Below are 23,424 nucleotides of genomic sequence, written 5' to 3' on the forward strand. Positions count from 1 at the left end.
ATAGCGGTGAAATGGTGCTGTCGACCGGCTGCGGCTACCGGTCGTCGCCAGCGAGGCTGGGTTATCCATTGCAATGCTCTAGTCTATGCGCCGCGGCGCCCGCTTTAGGCTGCTCAGCTTGCCGCCCCGCTTCACACAGGGAGGTGTATCCGTCGAGGTGGCATTGCCACCTTCTGCTCCGTACGAACCGGGGAAACACCGTGACATCTTCTATACAACCCATGCGTCTGGTTCTGCTGGCCGATGTGCCCACGTGGACCGAAGAGCTTCAGGTTGCCCTGTCGTCCGTGCGCGGCCGCCATCGGCTGAGCGTGGCTGAAGACTGGTCGGCCGCCATTGATCTGCTTGCCGAGTCCGGTCACGCCTTGTTGATTGCCACGCCGGGCTGTCGGCCCGCGTCGGCGCACTTCCCCTGGCCTACCGTTCTGTTGCTCGAAGACGAACCCGCAGAGCTGCCGGAAGGTGTCATCGACTGGCTTCCCGGCCCCCGTTTGAGTACCGACATGCTGCGGCGTTGTGTGCGCTATGCCCGCGAACGGTGCAACTTGGAGGGGGCCCTGCAAAGGCTGGCCGTGCAGGACCCGCTGACAGGCATTGCCAATCGCCAAGGCTTTCAGGCCTTGCTTGCATCGCGCCTGGCCGAGCACGAAGGAGAAGGACTGACGCTTGGGTGCCTGGATCTGGATAACTTTCGCCGGGTCAACGATGCCTTGGGGCATCAGGCTGGCGACCGTCTGATTTTGCAAGTCGTGGCGCGCCTGAAGGCACAGCTGGAGGTGGGTGACACCCTGGCCCGCCTGGGTGGCGACGAGTTTGCATTGTTGCTCGATACCGAGCGGCAGCCTGATCGCGCTGATCGGATCGCTGACCGTATTGTCGAGGCACTGGCCGAGCCCTACTGGATTGACGGCGACACCCTGATGCTCGGCTGCAGTCTTGGGCTGGCGAATGCGAAGGCCGATACGGGCCCCGACCAACTGCTCTGGCTGGCGCAGGTGGCCATGCGTCAAGCCAAGGCGAGTCAAGGCTGTTCCTGGTATCTGTACGACGAGCGGGTCAACCGCAGCGCCAGTCACCTTGCTGATCTGGAAGGCGAGTTGCGCCGTGCGCTGCGGCGCGATGACCTTGAGCTGCACTATCAGCCGCGACTTTGCATCGACACCGGCCGCATCGTTGGTATGGAGGCGCTGGTTCGCTGGCCGCATGCCGAGCGTGGTCTTCTCGGGCCAGACGAGTTCATCCCCATGGCCGAAGAAAGCGGCTTGATTGTGCCGCTCGGCTACTGGGTGATCGCAAGGGCGCTGCGCGACATGCAAAGCCTACGCGAAAGCGGTGCAGGCGAGCTGCACATGGCTGTCAATCTATCGTTCCGCCAGTTTCAGGACAGCCAGTTGCTGGCAACCCTGAAGCGGCTGATCGAGGAACGCGGCGTGGATCCGCATTGGCTGGAGTTCGAACTCACCGAAACCGCAGTGATGCGCCGCAGCGATCAGGTTCGCGGCACCATGAACGCCCTGGCAGCGCTAGGTGTGCGCTTCTCGCTGGATGATTTTGGTACCGGTTTCTCCTCGTTCGTGCACCTGAGTCGACTGCCGATCAGTCTGCTCAAGATCGACAAAAGTTTTGTCGGTCAGATGGCGGCGCGCCCTCAGAATGGGCGACTGGTGCGCGCGATGATCAGCCTCGCGCATGACCTGGGTCTGGAGGTGGTAGCCGAAGGGGTGGAGGGCGCCGCTCAGCTCGGTCAGCTGCGTCGCTTCGGAGCCGATCAGGTTCAAGGCTATCTGATCAGCAAGCCGCTGCCGCTTGCGGAGCTCAGGCCCTTTCTCAATCGTGGCCGGACGGCCGAAGCCAGTTGCTGAAACGAAGCGCCGGGCTTAGAGTCCGGCGCGTTGTTGCTTAGCGAACCATGTGCAGGAAGTGCATGTGCTTCTCGTACTGGTCCAGGATGTCGCCGATCACGCCATCACGGCTCCAGCCCATCACGTCATAGTTCTGCCCGCCTTCCCTGAGGTGAACCTCGGCGCGGAAGTAGGTCGCCTCGTCAGAATCGCCCTCTTCGGTGGCGACAAAACTCGGCATCGGATAGCCGCGCGGGCGGATCTGATAGATGAAATCAGGTGCGCCCTCATGGGTGATCTGCAGCCCGGTGCGGTTGTCTTCACCGCCTGTAAGCTCCACGGCGTACCCCTGCTTGCGCAGTTCTTCCGCCACTTCAGCGCACGCGGGCGCTGCGATTGCGACGATGAAGCGCTCGACGTCGCGACGGCGTGGGTACTTGGTCAGGTTCTGCACCCGACGGCGCCAGCCACCTTCAGACTGCGGCGCTGTGGGCGTGGTGCTGACCGTCTGATATCGCAAGCCTTGTTTGGTGGCATCCACGCGCAACGCCTTGAGCAAACCCCACATGGCGCAGAGCAGCACGATGGTGAAGGGCAAGGCACTGGCAATGGTTGCGGTCTGCAGCGCGGTCAGGCCGTCCGCGAGCAGCAGGGCGATGGCGACCGCTCCCATGGAGCCGGCCCAGAACACGCGCTGCCACACAGGTGTCTGGCCCTGACCGCCGGAGGCGAGCATGTCCACGACCAGCGCACCGGAGTCCGCCGAGGTGACGAAGAACACCACCACCATGATGATTGCGATCAGCGAGAGCAGCGAGGCGAAGGGGAAGTACTCGAGGAAGGCGAACAGTGCCAGTGAGCTGTCTCGCTCGATGGCTTCGCCCAGGCTGGTGACGTGTTCCCAGAGGATCATGTGGATCGCTGTATCGCCGAACACCGTCATCCACAGCAGGGTGAAGGCTGTCGGGACCAGCAGCACGCCGGTGACGAATTCACGGATGGTGCGGCCTCGCGAAATGCGCGCGATGAACAGCCCAACGAAGGGCGACCAGGCCAGCCACCAGCCCCAGTAGAACAGCGTCCAGCCGCCGATCCAGTCGTTCGGCTCGTAGGCGTAGAGGTTGAAGGTCGCGGTGACGATCTGTGAGAAGTAGTTACCGGTGTTCTGCACGAATGTCTGCAGGATGAACACGGTCGGCCCGGCGATCAGCACCAGCAACAGCAACAGAACGGCCAGCGTCAGGTTCAGTTCCGAGAGTCTCCGTACGCCCTTGTCCAGGCCAGTCACCACCGAGATCGTCGCCAGTACGGTGGTGCCCGCAATCAGTGCGATCTGCACCGGGACGGAAATGGGCACGCCATACAGGTGATTCAATCCAGTGTTGATCTGCGTGACACCCAGCCCCAGCGAAGTGGCGACGCCGAGGACGGTGCCGATAATGGCGAAGATGTCTACCGCATGGCCTATCGGCCCGTAGATGCGTTCGCCAATCAGCGGGTACAGGGCGGAGCGCAGCGTCAGTGGCAAGCCCTGGCGATAGCTGAAGTAGGCCAGAATCATCGCGACGATCGCGTAGATGGCCCAGGCATGCAGGCCCCAGTGGAAGAAGGTGATCTTCATGGCCTCGCGCGCAGCCGCGACGGTGCCGCCTTCGCCAACCGGCGGCGAGAGGAAGTGCATGACCGGCTCGGCGACGCCAAAGAACATCAGGCCGATGCCCATGCCTGCCGAGAACAGCATCGAAAACCAGGTCAGATAGCTGTAGTCCGGCTCGCTGTGGTCAGGGCCCAGCTTGATCTCGCCATAACGGCTGAGCGCCAGCAATACAACCATCAGCAGGATGACGGCGACTGCAAGAATGTAGAGCCAGCTGACATTGGCGATGATCCAGGCCTGGACGTCGCTGAACATGCCTTGAGCATGTTCCGGAGTGGCGACGCTGTAGATCACTAGCAACAGGATGAGCACGGCAGAACCGTAGAACACCGGGGGATTGAGGGTGGGAGAGGAAGACTTGTTGGCCTCCATGCTGCGCTCCTTGATAACCGATTGGGGAGTGGCCGCCTGTGGCGAAGAGGCCGCAATCTAACATACTGGTCAGCTTTCGACCGGGCCAGCTCCGCGGCGATGGGGTTGGACCCTTGGTTGTGACCGCACCAAGCAGCAAGTTTCGGCGTATTTTTCTCACCTTGTCGGGAGGCTGTTCGAGCCCTGCCGACGCCCGTTGCGCCGGGCAGGAAGCTGTTCGGGTTTCAGCCCGTCTGGTTGCCGGGTCGGTATTGCAATGCCTCGGCCAGGTGCGCGCGACCAATGGCGTCGGCCGGCTGAAGATCCGCCAGTGTGCGTGCGACCTTCAGGATCCGATGCGCAGCGCGTAGCGACAGTCCCAGGCGTTCGCAGGCGCGTTCGAGCCATTGCTGATCCCCCGGCTGCAATGAGCAATGGCTGCGCAAACCGGCAAGATCGAGGAAGGCATTGGCGCAGCCCTGTCGCTTGAGTTGAATACGCCGCGCTTCGGCCACCTGCGCTGCGACCCGCTGCGTGGTTTCGTTGCCAGCCAGTGGTGCGTTCAGCGCAGTGGCTTCGCGAGCGACCGTCAGATGCAGGTCGATGCGGTCGAGCAGCGGCCCGGAGAGCTTGCCGCGGTAGCGTTGAATCTGGTCTGGCGAACAGCGGCAGCGACCGCTGGAGTCGCCCAGGTAGCCACAGGGGCAGGGGTTCATCGCCGCGACCAACTGGAAACGTGCTGGGAAGCGCACCTTGTCGCGCGCGCGGGCGATGACAATACAGCCTGACTCCAGGGGCTCGCGGAGCACTTCCAGGACCTTGCGGTCGAATTCCGGCAGCTCATCGAGAAACAGTACACCTTGATGCGCCAAAGTGATTTCCCCCGGCCTTGGCCGACTGCCGCCGCCAACCAGGGCTGGCCCCGATGCACTGTGATGGGGCTGTCGAAAAGGGCGCTGTGGCCAGTGCGCCAAGGGAGACTGGCTGGCGACAGACTGAATTGCTGCGACTTCCAGCGCTTCCTGTTCTTCCAGAGGTGGAAGCAGGCCGGGTAGCCGGCTGGCAAGCAATGTCTTGCCGGTACCAGGCGGGCCGGATAACAACAGGTTGTGGCCACCCGCGGCGGCCACCAGCAGCCCACGCTTGGCGGCAGCCTGGCCCTGCACATCTGCGAGATCAGGGTAGGGCAGCACCTGGCGCAACAGGCCTTGGGCTTGAAAAGGTTCGATGGGAGTCACGCCGTTGAAGTGCGCAGCGACTTCCAGCAGGTGGTCGGCGGCATAGACCACCAATCCCGACGCCAGGCTGGCCTCCTCGGCATTGGCTCGTGGCACCAGTAGGGCGCGCCCGGCCTGGCGCGCCGCGAGCGCGGCGGGCAACACGCCCTGTACCGGCCGCAGTGTGCCGGAAAGTGCCAGCTCGCCCAGACATTCGAGCGTGTCCAGCCGGTCCGCAGGGATCTGGCCACTCGCCGCCAATATGCCCAGCGCGATGGCCAGATCAAAGCGGCCACCATCTTTAGGCAAATCGGCTGGCGCAAGATTGAGCGTGATTCGTCGGGCCGGGAAGTCGAAGCCGGACGTCAGGATCGCGCTGCGCACGCGGTCCTTGCTTTCCTTGACTGCCGTTTCCGGCAGGCCGACCAAGGCCAGCGAAGGCAGGCCATTGGCAAGGTGCGCCTCCACCGTGACGGTAGGCGCTTCCACGCCGACCTGGGCGCGGCTGTGGACGATTGCGAGGGACATCCGATCACTCCTTTGATCGTGACGCCAGCCGGCCTATTCGGACGCGGGTGGCGCGATTTTCTCTTCCAGCTCGGCGACCTTGGCTTCGAGGGCTTCAAGCCTCGCCCGGGTTCGTGCAAGCACGATCATCTGGCTGTCGAATTCTTCACGGCTGACCACATCGAGCTTGCTCAGCGCACCTTGCACGATGCCTTTGAGCTGGGCTTCGACTTCCGCGCGGGGCAGGGGGGTTTCACCGCTGAATAGCCGCGAGGCCTGGGCGCCGACGGCGTCGAGAAAAGCTTTGGGTGGGAACATGAGCATTACCTGTTTCTGAGCGACGCGCAGTGTAACACGGGCTATTCGACCGTCCTGCCGACGCGCGTGCACGTTTGCGGGCATGCCGTTGCGGTGTCGTGCACTGGCATGGTGCGCTATTAGCACGAGCGAGCTGTGATGTGGCCGCGTACGCCCTTTGCGGAGCGCCTCACGCCGGGCATTGCAAAAAGCTGGCATCGATTCTGCTTAGCTCCTCATGACGCATGCACCAGCAGGTAGCGGTGCAAAGGCGATTCGGGACGTTTCGTCGGATCGGTTGATGGTGTCGGATGGTCGCTCGGCAACGCCGGCGCGTTACAAGAGCCAGACACTGCGCTTAGACTTGAGCCGGGTTCGTACTTCTGGGGCAAGTCCACCTAAACGGGAGAAGTTTCATGAAACTAGTCACTGCCATCATCAAGCCGTTCAAGCTGGACGACGTACGCGAGTCGCTGTCCGAGATTGGCGTCCAGGGCATCACGGTCACCGAGGTCAAGGGCTTCGGTCGCCAGAAAGGCCATACCGAGCTCTATCGCGGGGCTGAATACGTGGTCGATTTTCTGCCGAAGGTGAAGATCGACGTAGCAATCGCCGATGACCAACTCGACCGCGTGATCGAGGCGATCACCAAGGCGGCCAACACCGGAAAAATCGGCGACGGCAAGATCTTCGTCGTGAATCTGGAACAGGCCATTCGCATCCGCACAGGCGAAACCGATACCGACGCAATCTGACGGCCCGACGCGTAGCGCGCGTTTGAGCGGGCGGCAACGCCCGACACGTCGCCACGCACCGCCCGAGCATTTTGCGATTGCCTGCCTAGCAGGCCTACGAACCCCCACGCCCCAGGAGTAAAACCATGACTCTGCGAAAATTCGCAGGGCTAGGAGCCCTTTTGTCTCTGATAAGCCCAGGCATCGCCATGGCGCAGGAGGCAACGCTTGATTCCGGCGATACGGCATGGATGCTTACGGCCACCGCGCTGGTGCTGTTCATGACGATTCCGGGCCTGGCGCTGTTCTACGGCGGCATGGTCCGCTCCAAGAACATCTTGTCGGTGATGATGCAGTGCTTCGCCATCACCGGGCTGATGAGCATCCTCTGGATGGTCTACGGCTACAGCCTGGCGTTCGATACCACCGGCATGGAAGCAGGCGTCACCAACCTCAATTCCTTCGTTGGAGGCCTGGGTCGCGCCTTCCTCAGCGGCCTGACGCCTGACAGCCTCACCGGTACCGTACCGGAGAGTGTATTCATTACCTTTCAGATGACCTTCGCCATCATCACCCCGGCGCTGATCGTCGGTGCGTTCGCCGAGCGCATGAAGTTCTCCGCGATGCTGGTGTTCATGGGCGTCTGGTTCACGCTGGTCTACGCACCGATCGCGCACATGGTCTGGGGCGGCGATGGCGGCCTGATGTGGGACTGGGGCGTGCTTGATTTTGCGGGTGGCACTGTGGTGCACATCAATGCCGGTATCGCTGGCCTGGTGGCGTGCATCGTGCTCGGTAAGCGCAAAGGCTTCCCCACCACGCCGATGGCGCCGCACAACCTTGGCCTCACCCTGGTCGGCGCGGCGATGCTCTGGATCGGCTGGTTCGGTTTTAACGCCGGCTCCTCGCTGGCTGCTAACGGCACAGCCGGAATGGCCATGTTAGTGACCCAGATCGCAACCGCTGCGGCTGCGCTGAGCTGGATGTTCGCGGAGTGGCTCACTCACGGCAAACCCAGCGCCCTGGGCATTGCTTCGGGCGTCGTGGCCGGTCTGGTCGCCATCACACCCGCCGCCGGTACGGTCGGCCCGATGGGCGCGCTGATTATCGGTCTGGCCTCCGGCGTCATCTGCTTCTTCTGTGCCACCAGCCTGAAACGCAAGCTCGGTTACGACGACTCTCTGGACGCTTTTGGCGTGCACGGAGTCGGCGGCATCGTGGGTGCGTTGCTGACTGGCGTGTTCGCGGCCCCGGCACTGGGCGGCTTTGGTGAGGTGGAAAACATCGCACTGCAGCTGTGGATCCAGTTCAAGGGCGTGCTCTTCACCGTCGTCTACACCGCGATCGTCACCTTCGTGATCCTCAAGGTGATCGATGTGGTGATGGGGCTGCGGGTCACCGAAGAAGAAGAAGCCATAGGCCTGGATCTCAGCCTGCACAACGAGCGCGGCTACAACCTGTAAGCACACGGAGTGCGCCCGGAGCCAACCCGGGCGCCTTAACCGAACAGCGCTGCGAGGCGCTCGGCAAAAGGTGATAAAAAAATGGATAGCACAGCTTTGATACCCGTCCAGTACGGACTCGATACCTTCTACTTCCTCATCTGCGGTGCGCTGGTGATGTGGATGGCGGCCGGTTTCTCCATGCTCGAAGCCGGTCTGGTTCGGGCGAAGAACACCGCCGAGATCCTGACCAAAAATATCGTGCTCTACGCCGTGGCGTCGATCATGTACCTGCTGATCGGTTACTACATCATGTACTCCAGTCCGGACGGCGGCATCCTGCCGAGCCTGGGCTTTCTGATCGGTGATGAGAACGCGGTGGACGTGGTTGCTGCTGGTGGTGAAGACGCACCGTACTACTCGACCCGTGCCGACTTCTTCTTCCAAGTGGTATTCGCCGCCACCTGCATGTCGGTGGTCTCCGGCGCGGTGGCTGAGCGGATGAAGCTCTGGGCGTTCATCGCCTTCGCGGTGGTAATGACGGGTGTGATCTACCCAGTGCAGGGTTTTTGGAAATGGGGTGGCGGCTTCCTCGATGCTGCCGGTTTCCTGGACTTCGCCGGCTCTGGCCTGGTGCACATGGCTGGTGCTTCGGCGGCCCTGGCAGGCGTCCTGCTGCTGGGCCCGCGTAAGGGCAAGTACGGTCCGAACGGTCAGATCAATGCGATCCCTGGCGCCAACCTGCCGCTGGCGACTTTGGGTGCGTTCATCCTGTGGATGGGCTGGTTCGGCTTCAACGGCGGTTCGCAGCTGAAGATGAGCACTATCGAAGACGCCAACGCCGTCGCTCAGGTGTTCACCAATACCAACATGGCGGCCGCTGGTGGCCTGGTCGCGGCATTGATCACTGCCCGTCTGCTGTTCGGCAAGTCCGACCTGACCATGGTCCTCAACGGCGCACTTGCCGGTCTGGTTGCCATTACCGCTGAACCCTTAACCCCGAGCGCGCTGCAGTCCGTATTGATCGGCGGTGTGGGCGGCGTACTGGTCGTGTTCAGCATCCTTGGCCTGGACAAACTCAAGCTTGATGATCCGGTCGGCGCCATTTCGGTGCATGGCGTTGTGGGTATGTGGGGGCTGCTGGCGGTGCCGCTGACCAATGCGGACGCGACATTCGGCGCGCAATTGCTAGGCCTGGTATCGATCTTTGCCTGGGTGTTCATTGCCAGCCTGATCGTGTGGGGCATCCTCAAAGCGGTCATGGGGCTGCGTGTGAGCGAAGAGGAAGAGTACGAGGGCGTCGACGTTGTCGAGTGCGGCCTCGAGGCCTACCCCGAGTTCACCAACAAGCGTTGATTTCTCCGCTGTCGACAAGGGCGCCTCAGGGCGCCCTTTGTTTTTTCTGGCGCCGCGCTAGAATGCGCGCGTTCAGGAGCCGAAGGGGTTTTTGAGAATGTGGCGACAGACACTCATCACGCTGCGCCCGAGGCCGCGAGGCTTCCATCTGATAACCGACGAGCTGCTTGCACAACTGCCGGAACTGCAACAATGCGAGACCGGTCTGTTACACCTGTGGCTGCGTCATACCTCGGCTTCATTGACGGTTAACGAGAATGCCGACGGCGCAGTCCGGCGCGATTTCGAACGGTTTTTCAACCGTCTGGTACCGCAGGGCCAAGCTGGCTACGAACACGATTACGAAGGACCGGACGATCTACCGGCGCATTTCAAGGCGAGCCTGCTGGGTTGCCAGGTAAGTTTGCCCGTCAGCGAGGGGCGGCTGGCATTGGGGACCTGGCAGGGTATCTACCTGGGTGAGCACCGGGATCAAGGTGGCGCCAGGCAGGTTCTGGCCACGTTGCACGGGATGGCAAGTTGAATTTTTTTGGCGATGGCGAACAAAGCACATCGCTGGGCTATAACTTCCGCTTTGGCAAGGTACGAGGTTGAACATGAGCGACGAAGAATTAGAACAAGACGATCTGGACACGAACGACGAGGACGAAGGGGAGGAGCTGCCTGCTGCCGATGACGGCGAAGCAGATAACAGCGCCGACGACGAAAGCACCGACAGCGACCGTGCAGCGCCGACCAGTAAAAAGAAGGCCAAGGCGGTTGTGGTAGAAGAGCTGCCGAGCCTGGAAGCCAAGCAGAAGGAACGTGACGAGTTGGCTCGGGCAATGGAAGAGTTTCTGGCACGCGGGGGACGCGTACAGGAAGTCGAGCCCAATGTGGTCGCGGATCCGCCCAAGAAGCCCGACAGCAAATACGGCAGTCGTCCTATCTAAGGTCGCAGTGACCGGGATCGGACAACCCCCGCGAATCGCGAAGGCGTGACCGCAACAAAGCCCAACACAGTGGTGTTGGGCTTTGTCGCATCTGCGCTGTCGTTAAGCGGCTATCGCCACCGTGCGAGCAGAGCGGGGAGCTCCGCCAGGCTGCGAGCCTCGGCGTCGGGCTGGCCTTCGTGCTGCCAGGCTTTTCCGCCCGGATTGAACCAGATGGCACGAACGCCGGCGCGCTGCGCCCCGCCAATATCGTCGTCGGGATGGTCACCGATGTGGACCGCGTGTTCAGCGGCTACGCCCGCTCGCTCGAGCGCTTCCTGAAACGGCCTTGGGTCCGGCTTGCCAATGCCCAGGTCTTCTGCACACAGCGTGAACTGAAAATAGTCGGCCAACCCCAGTCGTCGGACGTCCGCGTTGCCGTTGGTCAGCACGCCGAGGGTGTAGTGATTGGCCAGATGCTCCAGCGTTGGGTGAACGTCAGGAAACAGGTCGATGGCGTGCCGCGCTTCGAGAAAGACATCGAACGCCCGGCCGGCAAGGTCTCTTGCCTCGCCCTCCGGGTAGCCGGCGTCATGCAAGGCGTGGAAAAGGATGCGTCGACGCAGCTCGCTGATGCGGTGCTTCAGCGCTGGTTCGGATTCGATCAGCATGCGGCGGATCGCGGCGAGCGATTCCACTGGAAAGCCCCCCAGCCGAGGTGCGTGCTCGCCGAGCCAGTCGCGCAGAGTGTTTTCTGCACTGTGGATGACTGGGCCGACATCCCACAGCGTGTCGTCGAGGTCAAAGGTGATCAGGCGAATGCTCATTGGTCGCTGCCTTGCTTGCGTTTGGCGCGTGGGTGCGCCTGGTCATAGACCTTGGCCAGGTGCTGGAAGTCCAGGTGGGTGTAGATCTGGGTGGTACCGATGTCGGCATGGCCGAGCAGCTCCTGCACCGAGCGCAGATCCTGGGAGGACTCCAGCATGTGACTGGCAAAGCTGTGCCTGAGCATGTGCGGGTGTAAGTGCTGACCCAGTTCACGCACGCCTGCCTGGCGCACCCGTAGCTGCACCGCTCGCGGACCCAGCCGGCGGCCCTGCTGGCTGACGAACACGGCGCCATCCGGCGGATTGCTCAGCGCACGCATTGGCAGCCACGCTTCGAGGGCTTCGCGCGCTTTACGGCCCACGGGCAGCACCCGTGCCTTGTTGCCCTTGCCTTGGACCTGAACCAGTCCCGCGGGCAGGTCCAGCTGGTCGAGGTTCAGCCCGACCAGCTCGGCCAGGCGCAACCCTGAGGAATAGAACAGCTCCAGCATCGCCTGATCACGATGGCCGATGAAATCGTCTTCAACGCCGCCATCGAGTAGCTGCATGGCTCGGTCGGTATCTAGTAAGCGCGGCAGGCGCCGCTCGCCCTTGGGTGCGGAAATGCCGGCAGCCGGATCATGGGCGCAGCGGCCCTCCTGGTTGAGGTACCGATACAGCCCGCGTAGCGACGACAACAGCCGAGCGAGGCTGCGTCCGGACTGGCCGTGGCGATGCTGCTCGGCAATAAGCTGACGCACGTGCGGGCTTTTGAGTTGCCCCCATTCGGCCAGCCGCTGCTTTTCGCAGAAGAAGAGCACTTTGACCAGGTCGCGACGATAGCCGTCGAGGGTATGCGGCGATACCTGTCGCTCGGTGCGCAGGTGTTCGAAGTAGGCGTCTAGTTCGGTTTGCATGAGCGGCTTCCTAGGAGTGCCGGCTCGCCTAAGGCTGGGCCTGGCACTCAGGTTTTGGCCCGTAGCGGGTGGTCTGTGTTCTCAACGCACCGAGCGCAGCGGCGTGGAATAGGAGGGCAGTACGCGCGTTAGCACTTCGGCGATGTAGCCGAGGAACAAGGTGCCCAGTGAGCTCTTATAGTGCTGTGGGTCCTCGCTCCCAATCGCGAGGATGCCCTGCTGCTGGTTCAGGGCGACCACCGCTGCTGAGCCGATGCTGCGACTTTCTTCTTCTCCAAAGAGGAAGGCGAGTTCGTGCGGTCGAAGGACACCACAGACTGTCTTGCCGCTGCCAAGCAACCCACTGATGGCTTGTTGGGCTTCGGCGCTGGTGACGCTGCGGCCGACTGGCAGCGGCGTTTCACTGAACAGGATCAGGCTCACGAAGGGCACCTGGAACGCGTGCCGCAGGCTTTCATCCACCGCGCCGATGACTTCTTCCAGGCTGTTGGCATCCAGCAGATCGAGCACCAGCCGGCGCGTCTTGTCGAACAGCCGATCGTTGTCACGGGCCACGTCCATCAGATGCGACAAGCGATGGCGCATTTCGATGTTGCGCTCGCGCAGCAGCTTAACTTGCCGCTCGACCAGCGACACGGCGCCGCCGGGCAGGTGAGGGATGCGCAGTTCGGGAATCAACTCGTCGTGATCGACAAAGAATTCCGGATGGGCTCGCAGATAGGCCGCGACGGCTTCTGCGTCGGGCAGCTGTGGCTTGTCCTGGTTTTGCTCGGTCATAGGCGAACCTGTCCTTCGAATACGCGAACAGCGGGGCCGGTCATCATAACGGGGTGTCCAGCGCCTGCCCATTCAATGGACAGACGGCCACCTGGCAGATCGAGCTGCACCGGAGAATCCATCCAGCCTTGTTGGATGGCAGCGACCGCCGCGGCGCAGGCGCCGGTCCCGCAGGCCTGGGTTTCGCCTGCGCCACGTTCCCAAACACGCAGCTTGGCGTGCTGACGATCGACCACCTGAATGAAACCGGCATTGACCCGCTGAGGAAAGCGCGAATGGTGCTCGATCTTCGGCCCGAGCTGGTGCACCGGAGCGTTATCGACATCCTCTACGCGCAGCACTGCATGGGGGTTGCCCATGGATACGGCCGCGATGTCCAGCTGCTGATCATCGACCTGAAGCGGATAACTCAAGGCTTGTTGGTCGGCCTGGAAGGGGATCTCAGTCGGGATCAGGCGAGGCGGGCCCATGTCGACGCTGATCTGCCCGTCGGGCCGCACGATCAGCTCGATAATGCCGCCCTTGGTCTCGACGCGGATTTGCCTTTTCATGGTCAGGCGCTTGTCCAGCACGAAGCGGGCAAAGCAGCGCGCACCGTTACCGCATTGCTCCACTTCCGATCCGTCGGAGTTGAAGATGCGATAGCGGAAATCCACATCGGGGTTGTGCGGCGGCTCGACCAGCAGCAGCTGATCGAAGCCAACGCCGGTATGCCGGTCGCCCCATTGCTTGGCGTGCTTGGGTTGGATGTGCGCGTGCTGGCTGATCAGGTCGATGACCATGAAATCATTGCCCAGGCCGTGCATCTTGGTAAAACGCAAAAGCATCGTCTTGGCCTCAGGCAGGCAGCAGGCTTTCGCCGGCATAGAGCTCCTGCACGCTTTCGCGGCGGCGCACTTCGTAGGCTTCGTCGCCGTCGACCAGCACCTCGGCTGCGCGGCCGCGGGTGTTGTAGTTCGAGCTCATGACGAAACCATAGGCACCGGCGGAACGGACCGCCAACAGGTCACCTTCAGCCAGCACCAGCGGGCGCTCCTTAGCGAGAAAGTCTCCGGTTTCGCAGATCGGGCCGACGATGTCGTAGTGACGCGCCTCGCCCTCGCGCGGCTGCACCGGTACGACATCCATCCAGGCTTGGTACAACGCCGGGCGGATCAGGTCGTTCATCGCCGCATCGACGATGGCGAAATCCTTGTGCTCGGTGTGCTTGAGGTATTCAACACGGGTCAGCAGCAGGCCGGCGTTGGCGACGATCGAGCGGCCGGGCTCGAACACCAGCGCCAAGTCGCGTCCGTCGATGCGCTTGCGCACGGCCTGGATGTAGTCGCCGGCCAGAGGGGGCTGCTCCTCGCGATAGCGCACCCCCAGCCCGCCGCCCAGATCCAGATGTTTGATTCGGATGCCGCGAACGGCGAGGCGGTCGATCAAGGCCAGTAGCCGGTCGAGCGCATCGAGGAACGGCGGCAGCGTGGTGAGCTGCGAGCCGATGTGACAATCGACGCCAACAACCTCCAAGTTGCTCAACTCGTGAGCGCGGGCATAGACCTCCTCGGCGTCGGCAATGGCGATGCCGAACTTGTTTTCCTTGAGGCCCGTGGAGATGTACGGGTGGGTTCCGGCATCGACGTCCGGATTGACCCGTAGCGAAACCGGTGCCACTGCGCCCAGCTCGGCGGCAACCTGCTGCAGCCGTTCGAGCTCCTCGGTGGACTCGACGTTGAAGCAGTGCACACCGACTTCCAGCGCGCGGCGCATGTCGTCGCGGGTCTTGCCTACGCCCGAGAACACGATGCGGTCAGGCTGACCACCGGCCGCCAGTACGCGCTCCAGTTCGCCACGCGAAACGATGTCGAAGCCGGCACCCAGGCGGGCCAGTACGTTAAGCACGCCAAGGTTGGAGTTTGCTTTGACCGCAAAACAGACCAGATGCGGCATGCCTTGCAGCGCGTCGGCATAGGCGCGGTACTGCGCCTCGATGTGAGCCCGAGAATAGACGTAGGTGGGGGTGCCGAAGCGTTGCGCGAGAGCGGGCAACGCCACGCCCTCCGCGAAGAGCTGACCGTCGCGGTACGAGAAGGCCTCCATGAATGCCTCCTTACAGTTCGAATCGGTCTTTGGAACGTTCTTTGGCAGTTGCCTCGTCGTCCGGAAGGTAGAGCGGGCCTTTCTGGCCGCAGCCGGTTAGCGCGGAAGCGAGAACCGCCAGTGCGATGAGTGGAAGCAGCAGACGCTTCATTGGGGTGCAATCCTAGAAAAATCGATGGGCCGGAGTATACCCAGCACCCGTCGGATTGCCTATGTGGCCGCGCTCGCCGGTCCCACCTTGGAAGTCTGCCCGGACAGCCGCTCGCTAGACGCGGCGGTGGCCTGCTAAGCTCGCCAGCATCGTCGGCGGCCCCGTTGCCGCCATGCAACCCGTACCGAGGAAATCGATTCATGAGCCTGAGCGAAGCCCGCTTTCACGATCTTGTTGACGCTGCGCAGGAGGAAATCGAGGACGTGTTCGATCACAGCGGAATGGACGTCGACCTGGAGAATTCCGGTGGCGTGCTGACCGTGCGTTTCGAGAATGGCACCCAGTTGATTTTCAGCCGTCAGCCCCCGCTGCGCCAATTGTGGGTGGCGGCGCGTTCCGGTGGCTTTCATTTCGACTATGACGAGTCCAGCTCGTTGTGGATCTGCGATGCCAACGATGAGCGTCTCGGTGAGCTTTTGTCCCGGGTTACTCAGGAGCAGGGCGGCGAGGCGCTGGAATTCGAAGACCTGTAAAGGGTGGCGGGCGGCAGGCCCAAGCCATGATTCCGGCACCCTTGCTTATTTAATGAGCTGTGATAGGGTCGGTTGCAGGTTAAATAACCCCGCCTTCGGGCGGGGTTTTGTTTTTTTGTCTGTTTAATTTTCCAGGAGCTTACCCGCACCCATGACCAGCGCACCGCCCATCATCATCACTCAACCCGATCTCCAGCGGCTCGAGCGTTTGCTTGACGGCCTGGCTGACTACGGTCCGGCCGCCGAGGCACTCGAGGAAGAGTTGTCCCGCGCCCAGGTGGTCGAGCGCAGCGAGCTGCCCGCTGGCGTGGTGTCTATGAATTCCCGCGTCCATTGTCGCGAGGAGGGTGTCGGCAAGGACTACCATCTGACATTGGTGTTTCCTCAGGATGCCGGCAAGGAGGGTACTGTCTCGGTCCTGGCACCGGTAGGCACAGCGCTGTTAGGCATGACGGTGGGGCAGCACATTGATTGGCCGACGCCCAGCGGCAAGGTGCTCAAGCTGACCCTGCTGGCTGTGGAATATCAGCCGGAAGCGGCGGGCGACGTCAATCTCTGAGAAGTTTAGAAGGAAGCGCGTTCGCACTACTGTTCAGAGTGACTTCAGCGCCTGGTTGAGTGCCGCCTCCAGGTGCGCTTTGTAGCGCAGATGCTGAACAGTTTGGGCGCGGCCAGTGCCGTGCAGGCCGGACATGTCGAGGTCGGTTATATAACAGGGGTAGCGCTCGGCGCCGCGTCGCTGCGCAAGAATGAAATGCGCGACTGCGGCGAACAGCTCGGCGCCATATTCCAGGCTCGAAAACTCCTGATGGTTGCAGTACAGGGTCACCCGTGAGCGGCCTCGTTCGCTGTGTTCGACGATTGCCTGCACGTCATAGTAAGGATCGCCGATGTTTTCCCGTGGCGGCGGTCTCCGCTCGATGTTCACTGTCTCGCCCGCTGCCGGTGTCATGAGCCGGTAGAACAGGATATCCATCGCTGCCAGCCGGCTCTCTTCGAATGGAAGCTGGGTGTTGCGCCGGTAACTCACCGACTGCAAAAACCGCAGCAAGGGTGTCAGCAGACTCTGCTCGTCTCGATAGGGCTGTTGCTGGCGCCAGAGCGCGTTGAATTCATCCAGAACGGTGATTTCCGCCAGGCTTCTCTGAACGCGATAGAAAACTTGCAGGCAGTGTGCCCTGGCTTGTCCAAGAATCAACGGCAGGTCGGTCCCTTCGAGCGCGTGTCGCTCCACGCGGATGGGCCGCACGCTGTGATGAGCCTCACCGAGATGTTCCAGCAGTGCGGGCATGTCGCTCAATGTGATGTGCCGGACATTTCCGCTCACCAGATCGAGCAGGTGGTAGTGCTGGCGCACCTGCAGCAGGTAGCGGCTCTCACCCGGCTCGTCGAGCAACGTTTGGGCGTCGGTAAAAACGGTGTTGATACGTCGCGCGAGTGCCATGCCGGCATTTCGGCTGAAGCAGCGTATTTGCAGATCGGGCCGCTCGCCACGAATCGGCAGCTCTTGAAGGAAATCACGCAGGCAGTCCGGCAACGGGGATGTGCCTTCATAGCGCGTCGCGATCAGTTCGCTCCAGCTGTTGAGTGTCAGTTGGTCGACGCTCAGCACCAGATTGTCTCGGGTAACGGCATGCCGCAGCGATTCGGTTAGCTCGTCGAACGATAGGGGTTGCTGTGGGTTTAGCGGGTCAAGACCGACGTTGACTAGCAGCAGGACCTTGACGGGGCTCGCCGCGACCAACAGCGCTTCGTCAGCCAGAGCCTGAGGCGGCATTGGGAATGCCTGGCGGATATCGGTCAACAGCGCGAACAGCTCGGCTTCCGTCAGGCCGCTGTCGCCGGGATGCAGGGCGACATGCGTGGCCGTATCGATAATGCCGTTGCGATGGCACCAGGCTAAAAGTGGAACAAGCTCGCGGGAGCGCTTGAGCGGCGAAAAATTGCTGAGCTGTTGGGCATTCAGGTTGCCTTCGTAAAGCGCCCAGTAGACATCGTCCGCGGCGTCATAGCCCTGCATGAGGGTCAGGCTGTGCTCTGCCAGGTCGGGCGCGATGCCCAGGTTGATGGCTTCAACCTTGCCCGCCTTGCGTTCGATCGCGGCATGCAGGCGTCTGCCAAGCACGCCGAAATCCCGTCCGTTGATGCTGCTGGTGATCTGCAGGCGCCGGGCGAATTCACTGAGGAATCGGTAGCCGTAGGTCAGTTCGTTGACCAGTGCTCGGCGTTCCTCGACGACTCGCCGAACCTTCCACTGGCTACGTGCGTCGAGTTGGGCAAACTGTCGATCATCCCATTTCCATTCCGCCACCAGGCGCTCAAGCAACCGCCTTTTCCAGCTTTTGTTTCGGCCGTTGAAGGGCTGGCTGAGGGGCTTGTTGACCTTCAGGTATAGACAGCGCCGCAGCAATGCGAGGCGTTCCTGATCGCCGCGGCTGTCGAGGTAGTGCTCGATCCTGCGGTAGGCGACGATGTAGGGATCGAGCTCGTCCAGATCGAATCGATTGGCATAGACAGCTTGCTTGAAGTCAAGGCTGAGGCAGCGCACCTGAGGATGCTCGCTGGCGTAGACCTCGATCAGCAGCAGCTTGAACAGCGACTTGTAGGGCGCCTCAATGGCCTTGTACAGCTGCCACAAGCCGGCCCCGAGGTATTCGCCGGGCGGGATGCTGGCGAGACTGCCTAGATCCAGCACCTCGTCGCTGCGCACGAAGCGTTTGTCCAGCAGCGTGCGCACGTAGTCGCGGTAGCGGTGCTCTTCGTAATCGGGCACCAGCCACCAGAGCGGGGTGCGTCCGCCCAACCAGATCGCGGTGCGGTAAAACTCATCAAGCAGCAGATAGTGTTGAGTGGTCCCGCAATCATCGGAGGTCAGCTTGGCTTCGCGGGCGCCCTGAGTGAAGCGGACCGGATCGACCAGGAAAAAATGCGCCTCGCTGCCTTGAGTCGCGGCCCATCCCTGTAGCAGCTCGCATTTGCGTTGCAGTTCGCTGAGTTGCTGTGCAGACAGGTCCGGATCATGGCAAACCCAGACATCCAGGTCGCTTTGGTCGTCCTGCGCAACGGTGCCAAGACTGCCCATGAGAAACAGGCCGAGAATCGGCTGCGGCGGCTTACCGCGCAGTGGCTTATAGGTGAACGAGCGGCTCAGGCGCTGAGCTTCAGCCAATGTTTCGGCGTCGGGCTCGAACCCTGCCAGTCCGGCTGGTGTAGTGCTGGAAACGTAACCCGGCAGAATCGGATGGTTTACGTGGAAAAGCAGCGGTAACAGTGTGAGCACCGCCTGTTGGCGGGACGACATGACGAGCCGGGTGCGTTCCAGGCGTGCGGCATTCAATGAAATAAAGCGAGCACGAAGCGCCGCGAGCACCTTGCGATCGATTCCTTCTTCAAGGATTGGGCGGATTTCCTGGTGGCGCGTCATGTGGCGATTGGTTCAGGCAAACGATGTTGTCCGACATGTTGATCGAGGCGAAAGGCGAAAACTAGCACGGGTCAGTGAAAGCCGCAGCTGCAAGAAACGGGTGATAGCCGAGCGCCTGTGCGGTGGTCAAACCGGTAAATGGCGTGCTCGGCTAGGCTTTGGTCGCCTCAAGCTTAAGCCGGAACGGGCTCAGTGAGAATTGTTAGCAGCACTTGGGCATGCTCAGCGGCATCGCGTCCAAGGCTCGTCAGGTAGCCGCCGTCGGGTAGGGTTGTCAGACCTTTGCTATGCAGACGCTTTGCGGCAGCGATCGCCGTGTCGCCGGCGTCGTGGTGGACTTTCAGGCCTTCGAGTGAGTTGTCGAGGTTGAACAGGCGAAGAATTTCCAGCTCGGCTACCACTTCTGGGGTGTAGGACATGTCTGCTCCTCGGATGGTGGGCGTTGGCCCTGTTTGCGGAAGTGTAGATGCTACATGCGCGCCTGCCGCCGTCTAAGACTATTCGGCTAGGTCGGGTAGGTTGCGCAGCTGCGTTTCGTACCCTTCGATATCGAACGGGCGGTCTTGCTCGAGCATCTGCCGGATCTCCCTGGCGAGCACGAGCGCCATCAGCTTGAGGATCTCGTCGCGCTCGTAGCCGACCAGTGTCAGTTTGTTCAGCGTAGCCTGGGTAGCGGCGGGTTCACCGGCTTCAAGCTGGTTTTCGATTGCCTGGATCAGCGTTTCCTCGGCAAAGGTTTCATCATCATCGGACGTGGCATCGTTCATGTCGCAACTCTCGTCAGGGAAGTTCTCGATAGCGTGTTGAGGTGACTACCGGCAAGCTGGCTTCAGGCGGAAAGGCCGGCTGAACGCTTCGCTTGGGTCGGTTTCTACTCTTACTATGACTTATCGAGAACACGACTACAGCAATGATCATCTTTCACTGTCTTGAAAACGGCGCGCTGGTGCGGCGCGTTGCCGAAAATCTGCAGACGCTCCCTGACAATATGCTGTGGGCCGATCTGCTGTCGCCTGATTCGCAGGAAGAGCGTTTTATCGAATCGTCGTTGGGGCTGGACATTCCGACCCGCGAAGAACTCGCCGAAATCGAAGACTCGTCGCGCTTCTACGATGAGGATGGCGCCATCTTCATGACCACAACGGTGGTGATGGGGATCGCCGATCGGCGACCGGAAAATGCCGAAGTCACCTTTGTCCTGACCAAGCGTTGCCTGGTGACCGTTCGCTATACCGAGCTCAGTGCGTTCCGGCAGTTCGAGACGAAGAGTTCTCGGCAGCCGTCGACCTATTCCTCCAGTCATCAGATCTTTCTCGCCCTGGCGGACGCTGTGGTTGATCGCATTGCCGACGTGCTGGAAAGCGTTCAGGTCGAGCTCCAGGCTTTATCCAGGTGCATCTTCGACGTGCGAAAGGAGCAGCGCACGGACCTGCAGCAGATCATCCAGCAGCTTGGGCAGCACCGTTCGCTCCTGTCGCAGCTGGGCGAAAGCTTGTTCAGCTCAACCCGTTTGTTGGCGTTTTATCGCCTGCATGCTAACGAGCCCAGGCAGGGTGCCGCCAAGGGCCTGCTGAAGGCGCTGGAGCGTGACGTGCGTTCGCTCGGGGAGCATCAGGCGCGGCTGTTGGGCGATATCGCTTTTCTGCTCGACGCCACGCTGGGCCTGATCAATATCGAACAGAACGCCATCATCAAGGTGTTTTCCATTGCGGCGGTACTGTTCCTGCCGCCAACGCTGGTGGGCACGGTATATGGCATGAACTTCGAGAGCATGCCCGAGCTCAGTTGGTCGTTTGGCTATCCGATGGCCCTTGGGATGATGGTGATTTCAGCCATCATCCCCTACGCCTGGTTCAAGTTCCGCGACTGGCTTTGATCAGCCGAAGAAATACAGAACGATGCAGAACGCGCCCAATAGCGCCCATACGGCGCCAAAAATGATGGGCGTGCGCAGCGAGAACAGCAGTGTACGTTTGTAGCGCTTCCCGCCCGGCGGGCTATTGCCTTCACCGAACAGAGCGGAATCGTGGTTGGGCAGCAGGCCGACATTGCCTTCGGTCTGCAGCAGCTCGGCTTGCTTGCGATGCCAGCGCTCGATCACGTCGAAGCTCGCGCGAATGCCGGGGATTGCATGCAGCGAAGTGAGCAGCCCAAGCAGCGCCAGGACGCTCGGCACCACCAGCCTGAACAGGCTTCCCCAGTCTGGATTAGTGTTGGCCATGGACGAGGCGAAGGCGATCATCAGAAACGACTGCGAAGACAGGTAGCCGCTGGTGCGGCTGGCCAGCAGCGTCGACTCGAAGTGGATTTCCGAGCGATAGAAGTTCAGGCGCTCCTTAGGTGAGTCGAATACTTCGGCACCTTGGGTGTCCTGATTGAGCAGCAACGTTTTGAGGTCGGGCATAAGAGGGAGCAATCTCGGGCGTCAAGGCGTTTGGCGCCATCCGACCGGTCGAGTTCCCGCTCGTGTCAATCTCAGGCCTGCTCCGCCAACGCCTGTAGCGCTTCACCGGTCAGGCGATAGGTGGTCCATTCATCCTGGGGACGCGCACCCAGTGATTCGTAAAACTGAATGGCCGGTTCGTTCCAGTCCAACACCGACCACTCGAAGCGCCCGCAACCACGCGACACTGCCAAGCGCGCCAGATATTGGAGCAACGCCTTGCCTGCACCGGTGCCCCGGGCCTCGGGTGTGACGTAAAGATCTTCGAGATAAAGGCCATTGCGGCCAAGCCATGTCGAGTAATTGAAGAAATACACCGCATAGCCGATCGGCTGGCCGTCGCGCTCGCAGATCAGCGCACTGGCGCTGGCATCTTCGGCGAACAGGCTGGACTCGATGCCCGCGACATCGGTTTTCACTTCATGCTCGGCGCGCTCATAGATTGCCAGCTCGGTGACGAAGCGCAGGATCAGCGCGGCATCATCGCGGCTGGCGGGACGAATGTTCAACGACATGAAAACTCTCCGGTCTGACAGGCACGAGCCGCCTCGCGCCTGCCCAGTGACTTGGCTCAGCGAGTGACCAGTAATTCACGGCCGCGCTGAACGGCTGCGCGAACCTGCCTGGGTGCCGTACCGCCGATGTGATCGCGGGCATTCACCGACCCTTCCAGGGTCAGCACGGCGAACACGTCCTCACCGATCTGGTCGCTGAATTGGCGCAGCTCGGCGAGGCTCATTTCAGCCAGGTCCTTGCCGCTCTCCAGTCCGTACTTCACCGCATGGCCAACGATCTCGTGGCAATCACGGAAGGGCAGGCCCTTGCGCACCAAGTAGTCGGCCAGATCGGTTGCTGTGGAGAAACCACGCAGCGCGGCTTCACGCATGATTTCGCGTTTGGGTTTGATCGCCGGAACCATATCGGCAAAGGCGCGCAGCGAGTCGCGCAGGGTGTCGGCGGCGTCGAACAACGGTTCCTTGTCTTCCTGATTGTCCTTGTTGTAGGCCAGTGGCTGGCCCTTCATCAGCACCAGCAAACCGGCGAGCGCGCCGAATACCCGGCCGGTCTTGCCGCGCACCAGCTCGGGCACGTCCGGATTCTTCTTCTGCGGCATGATCGAGGAACCGGTGCAGAAGCGGTCCGGCAGGTCGATGAACTGGAACTGTGCGCTGGTCCAGAGCACCAGCTCTTCAGAGAAGCGCGACAGGTGCATCATCGCCACCGAGGCGGCGGCGCAAAATTCGATAGCGAAGTCGCGATCCGAGACGCCGTCCAGCGAGTTACCGGAGATGGCCTCGAAACCCAGCAGTTCGCAGGTGATCTCGCGCTGAATGGGATACGTCGTGCCGGCCAGCGCGGCCGAGCCCAGCGGCATGCGATTGGTGCGCTTGCGGCAATCAACCAGCCGCTCGTAGTCGCGCGACAGCATCTCGAACCAGGCCAACAGGTGATGGCCGAAGGTCACCGGCTGCGCGGTCTGCAGGTGCGTGAAGCCGGGCATGATGGTGTCCGCTTCGGCTTCGGCCAGGCCCAGCAGGCCCTCTTGCAGTCGTGTGATTTCGCCGAGGATCAGGTCGATTTCATCGCGCAGCCACAGGCGGATGTCGGTGGCGACCTGGTCGTTGCGCGAGCGGCCGGTGTGCAGCTTCTTGCCGGTGACGCCGATACGGTCGGTCAGGCGCGCTTCGATGTTCATGTGCACGTCTTCGAGATCGACGCGCCAGTCAAAGGTGCCGGCTTCGATTTCGCTCTGGATTTCTTTCAGATTGGCGATGATCTGGTCGCGTTCGGCATCGGTCAGCACGCCGGCCTTGGCCAGCATCGTCGCGTGGGCGATCGAGCCCATGATGTCGTGGCGGTAGAGGCGCTTGTCGAACTCGACGGAGGCGGTGAATCGGGCGACGAAGGCGTCGACGGGCTCGCTGAATCGGCCGCCCCAGGACTGGTTGGTCTTGTCGGTGCTCATGAATGCGCT

23 protein-coding genes and 1 pseudogene are annotated in these 23,424 nt (G+C 61.8%); 9 read left to right on the top strand and 15 right to left on the bottom strand.

The features are described from left to right. Positions 1 to 221: 221 nt before the first annotated feature. Positions 222 to 1,862 carry a putative bifunctional diguanylate cyclase/phosphodiesterase gene (locus ACQKEK_RS14840; protein ID WP_499143685.1) on the top strand — a complete coding sequence of 547 codons (1,641 nt, stop codon included), beginning with the start codon at positions 222 to 224 and terminating at the stop codon, positions 1,860 to 1,862. Between the two features lie 37 nt (positions 1,863 to 1,899). Here ACQKEK_RS14840 and ACQKEK_RS14845 read toward each other — a convergent pair whose 3' ends face one another. From ACQKEK_RS14845 to ACQKEK_RS14855, 3 genes are all read right to left on the bottom strand, one after another. Then, positions 1,900 to 3,870, bottom strand: a complete 1,971-nt coding sequence (locus ACQKEK_RS14845; RefSeq protein WP_046162946.1) for a BCCT family transporter — start codon at positions 3,868 to 3,870, stop codon at positions 1,900 to 1,902. A 224-nt stretch (positions 3,871 to 4,094) separates the two neighbouring features. Further along, on the bottom strand, positions 4,095 to 5,594 hold the full coding sequence (locus ACQKEK_RS14850) for a YifB family Mg chelatase-like AAA ATPase (RefSeq protein ID WP_499143605.1): 1,500 nt from the start codon (positions 5,592 to 5,594) through the stop codon (positions 4,095 to 4,097). 33 nt (positions 5,595 to 5,627) lie between these two features. Next, entirely contained in the window at positions 5,628 to 5,891 is a 264-nt protein-coding gene (locus ACQKEK_RS14855; protein WP_499143606.1) for an accessory factor UbiK family protein, read from the bottom strand. Between the two features lie 395 nt (positions 5,892 to 6,286). Between ACQKEK_RS14855 and glnK the strand changes: the two genes are divergently transcribed. The 5 genes from glnK (at position 6,287) to sutA (ending at position 10,334) form a co-directional block, all read left to right on the top strand. Then, positions 6,287 to 6,625 (top strand): P-II family nitrogen regulator, encoded by a 339-nt coding sequence (gene glnK, locus ACQKEK_RS14860; RefSeq protein WP_003096476.1) that lies wholly within the window; start codon positions 6,287 to 6,289, stop codon positions 6,623 to 6,625. A gap of 125 nt (positions 6,626 to 6,750) precedes the next feature. After that, the gene (locus ACQKEK_RS14865) at positions 6,751 to 8,067 is read left to right on the top strand and encodes an ammonium transporter (RefSeq protein WP_499143607.1); all 1,317 of its coding nucleotides are present in this window, start codon (positions 6,751 to 6,753) and stop codon (positions 8,065 to 8,067) included. Between the two features lie 81 nt (positions 8,068 to 8,148). After that, positions 8,149 to 9,402 carry an ammonium transporter gene (locus tag ACQKEK_RS14870; RefSeq protein WP_045430941.1) on the top strand — a complete coding sequence of 418 codons (1,254 nt, stop codon included), beginning with the start codon at positions 8,149 to 8,151 and terminating at the stop codon, positions 9,400 to 9,402. 97 nt (positions 9,403 to 9,499) lie between these two features. Further along, a complete protein-coding gene (locus tag ACQKEK_RS14875) occupies positions 9,500 to 9,925 on the top strand; it encodes a secondary thiamine-phosphate synthase enzyme YjbQ (protein ID WP_064481346.1) in 426 nt (141 codons plus the stop codon). 73 nt (positions 9,926 to 9,998) lie between these two features. Further along, entirely contained in the window at positions 9,999 to 10,334 is a 336-nt protein-coding gene (gene sutA, locus ACQKEK_RS14880) for a dormancy-specific transcriptional regulator SutA (protein WP_045430936.1), read from the top strand. 110 nt (positions 10,335 to 10,444) lie between these two features. Here the strand turns inward: sutA and ACQKEK_RS14885 are convergent, their stop codons facing one another. The 6 genes from ACQKEK_RS14885 to lptM form a co-directional block, all read right to left on the bottom strand. Then, on the bottom strand, positions 10,445 to 11,140 hold the full coding sequence (locus ACQKEK_RS14885) for an HAD family hydrolase (protein WP_499143608.1): 696 nt from the start codon (positions 11,138 to 11,140) through the stop codon (positions 10,445 to 10,447). Further along, positions 11,137 to 12,036 (bottom strand): tyrosine recombinase XerC, encoded by a 900-nt coding sequence (gene xerC / locus ACQKEK_RS14890; protein ID WP_499143609.1) that lies wholly within the window; start codon positions 12,034 to 12,036, stop codon positions 11,137 to 11,139. Before xerC ends, ACQKEK_RS14885 begins: the two co-directional genes overlap by 4 nt. A gap of 81 nt (positions 12,037 to 12,117) precedes the next feature. Beyond that, entirely contained in the window at positions 12,118 to 12,813 is a 696-nt protein-coding gene (locus ACQKEK_RS14895; protein ID WP_499143610.1) for a DUF484 family protein, read from the bottom strand. After that, positions 12,810 to 13,640, bottom strand: coding sequence for a diaminopimelate epimerase (gene dapF / locus ACQKEK_RS14900; RefSeq protein ID WP_499143611.1), 831 nt, complete (start codon positions 13,638 to 13,640; stop codon positions 12,810 to 12,812). The genes ACQKEK_RS14895 and dapF overlap by 4 nt, the downstream gene beginning before the upstream one ends. A 10-nt stretch (positions 13,641 to 13,650) precedes the next feature. Next, positions 13,651 to 14,898, bottom strand: coding sequence for a diaminopimelate decarboxylase (lysA, locus tag ACQKEK_RS14905; protein ID WP_499143612.1), 1,248 nt, complete (start codon positions 14,896 to 14,898; stop codon positions 13,651 to 13,653). 10 nt (positions 14,899 to 14,908) lie between these two features. After that, positions 14,909 to 15,049 (bottom strand): LPS translocon maturation chaperone LptM, encoded by a 141-nt coding sequence (gene lptM / locus ACQKEK_RS14910; RefSeq protein ID WP_019341253.1) that lies wholly within the window; start codon positions 15,047 to 15,049, stop codon positions 14,909 to 14,911. Positions 15,050 to 15,249: 200 nt separating this feature from the next. On the opposite strand from lptM, the gene cyaY reads away from it, so the two are divergent. Together cyaY and rnk are read left to right on the top strand one after the other, a co-directional pair. Then, a complete protein-coding gene (cyaY, locus tag ACQKEK_RS14915) occupies positions 15,250 to 15,582 on the top strand; it encodes an iron donor protein CyaY (RefSeq protein ID WP_128120248.1) in 333 nt (110 codons plus the stop codon). A 151-nt stretch (positions 15,583 to 15,733) separates the two neighbouring features. Then, positions 15,734 to 16,141: a nucleoside diphosphate kinase regulator gene (rnk, locus tag ACQKEK_RS14920; RefSeq protein WP_128120249.1), complete on the top strand. Its 408-nt coding sequence runs from the start codon at positions 15,734 to 15,736 to the stop codon at positions 16,139 to 16,141. 33 nt (positions 16,142 to 16,174) lie between these two features. On the opposite strand, the gene ACQKEK_RS14925 is transcribed toward rnk, so the two are convergent. The 3 genes and pseudogenes from ACQKEK_RS14925 to ACQKEK_RS14935 form a co-directional block, all read right to left on the bottom strand. Continuing rightward, on the bottom strand, positions 16,175 to 19,006 hold the full coding sequence (locus tag ACQKEK_RS14925; RefSeq protein ID WP_499143613.1) for a class I adenylate cyclase: 2,832 nt from the start codon (positions 19,004 to 19,006) through the stop codon (positions 16,175 to 16,177). Positions 19,007 to 19,179: 173 nt separating this feature from the next. Beyond that, positions 19,180 to 19,425 carry a TIGR02647 family protein gene (locus tag ACQKEK_RS14930; protein ID WP_499143614.1) on the bottom strand — a complete coding sequence of 82 codons (246 nt, stop codon included), beginning with the start codon at positions 19,423 to 19,425 and terminating at the stop codon, positions 19,180 to 19,182. A gap of 78 nt (positions 19,426 to 19,503) precedes the next feature. Continuing rightward, positions 19,504 to 19,761: pseudogene (locus tag ACQKEK_RS14935) on the bottom strand (hypothetical protein); the annotation flags it as partial. Between the two features lie 155 nt (positions 19,762 to 19,916). Here ACQKEK_RS14935 and ACQKEK_RS14940 point away from each other — a divergent pair. Next, on the top strand, positions 19,917 to 20,882 hold the full coding sequence (locus ACQKEK_RS14940) for a magnesium transporter CorA family protein (RefSeq protein ID WP_216706991.1): 966 nt from the start codon (positions 19,917 to 19,919) through the stop codon (positions 20,880 to 20,882). Here the strand turns inward: ACQKEK_RS14940 and ACQKEK_RS14945 are convergent, their stop codons facing one another. The 3 genes from ACQKEK_RS14945 to argH form a co-directional block, all read right to left on the bottom strand. Then, entirely contained in the window at positions 20,883 to 21,410 is a 528-nt protein-coding gene (locus tag ACQKEK_RS14945) for a hypothetical protein (RefSeq protein ID WP_128120252.1), read from the bottom strand. Positions 21,411 to 21,481: 71 nt separating this feature from the next. Further along, entirely contained in the window at positions 21,482 to 21,964 is a 483-nt protein-coding gene (locus ACQKEK_RS14950) for a GNAT family N-acetyltransferase (protein WP_499143615.1), read from the bottom strand. A 56-nt stretch (positions 21,965 to 22,020) separates the two neighbouring features. Continuing rightward, a complete protein-coding gene (gene argH, locus ACQKEK_RS14955) occupies positions 22,021 to 23,415 on the bottom strand; it encodes an argininosuccinate lyase (RefSeq protein ID WP_128120254.1) in 1,395 nt (464 codons plus the stop codon). Between the last annotated feature and the right edge of the window lie 9 nt (positions 23,416 to 23,424).

Origin of the sequence: Pseudomonas sp. NPDC077408 (genome assembly GCF_050269105.1) — a bacterium.
Lineage (GTDB): Bacteria > Pseudomonadota > Gammaproteobacteria > Pseudomonadales > Pseudomonadaceae > Stutzerimonas.

Bases quoted from the DNA above. Each gene is read 5' to 3' on its own strand.
- ACQKEK_RS14840 (WP_499143685.1), top strand. From the start codon at position 222: ATGCGTCTGGTTCTGCTGGCCGATGTGCCCACGTGGACCGAAGAGCTT.
- ACQKEK_RS14845 (WP_046162946.1), bottom strand. From the start codon at position 3,870: ATGGAGGCCAACAAGTCTTCCTCTCCCACCCTCAATCCCCCGGTGTTC.
- ACQKEK_RS14850 (WP_499143605.1), bottom strand. From the start codon at position 5,594: ATGTCCCTCGCAATCGTCCACAGCCGCGCCCAGGTCGGCGTGGAAGCG.
- ACQKEK_RS14855 (WP_499143606.1), bottom strand. From the start codon at position 5,891: ATGTTCCCACCCAAAGCTTTTCTCGACGCCGTCGGCGCCCAGGCCTCG.
- glnK (WP_003096476.1), top strand. From the start codon at position 6,287: ATGAAACTAGTCACTGCCATCATCAAGCCGTTCAAGCTGGACGACGTA.
- ACQKEK_RS14865 (WP_499143607.1), top strand. From the start codon at position 6,751: ATGACTCTGCGAAAATTCGCAGGGCTAGGAGCCCTTTTGTCTCTGATA.
- ACQKEK_RS14870 (WP_045430941.1), top strand. From the start codon at position 8,149: ATGGATAGCACAGCTTTGATACCCGTCCAGTACGGACTCGATACCTTC.
- ACQKEK_RS14875 (WP_064481346.1), top strand. From the start codon at position 9,500: ATGTGGCGACAGACACTCATCACGCTGCGCCCGAGGCCGCGAGGCTTC.
- sutA (WP_045430936.1), top strand. From the start codon at position 9,999: ATGAGCGACGAAGAATTAGAACAAGACGATCTGGACACGAACGACGAG.
- ACQKEK_RS14885 (WP_499143608.1), bottom strand. From the start codon at position 11,140: ATGAGCATTCGCCTGATCACCTTTGACCTCGACGACACGCTGTGGGAT.
- xerC (WP_499143609.1), bottom strand. From the start codon at position 12,036: ATGCAAACCGAACTAGACGCCTACTTCGAACACCTGCGCACCGAGCGA.
- ACQKEK_RS14895 (WP_499143610.1), bottom strand. From the start codon at position 12,813: ATGACCGAGCAAAACCAGGACAAGCCACAGCTGCCCGACGCAGAAGCC.
- dapF (WP_499143611.1), bottom strand. From the start codon at position 13,640: ATGCTTTTGCGTTTTACCAAGATGCACGGCCTGGGCAATGATTTCATG.
- lysA (WP_499143612.1), bottom strand. From the start codon at position 14,898: ATGGAGGCCTTCTCGTACCGCGACGGTCAGCTCTTCGCGGAGGGCGTG.
- lptM (WP_019341253.1), bottom strand. From the start codon at position 15,049: ATGAAGCGTCTGCTGCTTCCACTCATCGCACTGGCGGTTCTCGCTTCC.
- cyaY (WP_128120248.1), top strand. From the start codon at position 15,250: ATGAGCCTGAGCGAAGCCCGCTTTCACGATCTTGTTGACGCTGCGCAG.
- rnk (WP_128120249.1), top strand. From the start codon at position 15,734: ATGACCAGCGCACCGCCCATCATCATCACTCAACCCGATCTCCAGCGG.
- ACQKEK_RS14925 (WP_499143613.1), bottom strand. From the start codon at position 19,006: ATGACGCGCCACCAGGAAATCCGCCCAATCCTTGAAGAAGGAATCGAT.
- ACQKEK_RS14930 (WP_499143614.1), bottom strand. From the start codon at position 19,425: ATGTCCTACACCCCAGAAGTGGTAGCCGAGCTGGAAATTCTTCGCCTG.
- ACQKEK_RS14940 (WP_216706991.1), top strand. From the start codon at position 19,917: ATGATCATCTTTCACTGTCTTGAAAACGGCGCGCTGGTGCGGCGCGTT.
- ACQKEK_RS14945 (WP_128120252.1), bottom strand. From the start codon at position 21,410: ATGCCCGACCTCAAAACGTTGCTGCTCAATCAGGACACCCAAGGTGCC.
- ACQKEK_RS14950 (WP_499143615.1), bottom strand. From the start codon at position 21,964: ATGTCGTTGAACATTCGTCCCGCCAGCCGCGATGATGCCGCGCTGATC.
- argH (WP_128120254.1), bottom strand. From the start codon at position 23,415: ATGAGCACCGACAAGACCAACCAGTCCTGGGGCGGCCGATTCAGCGAG.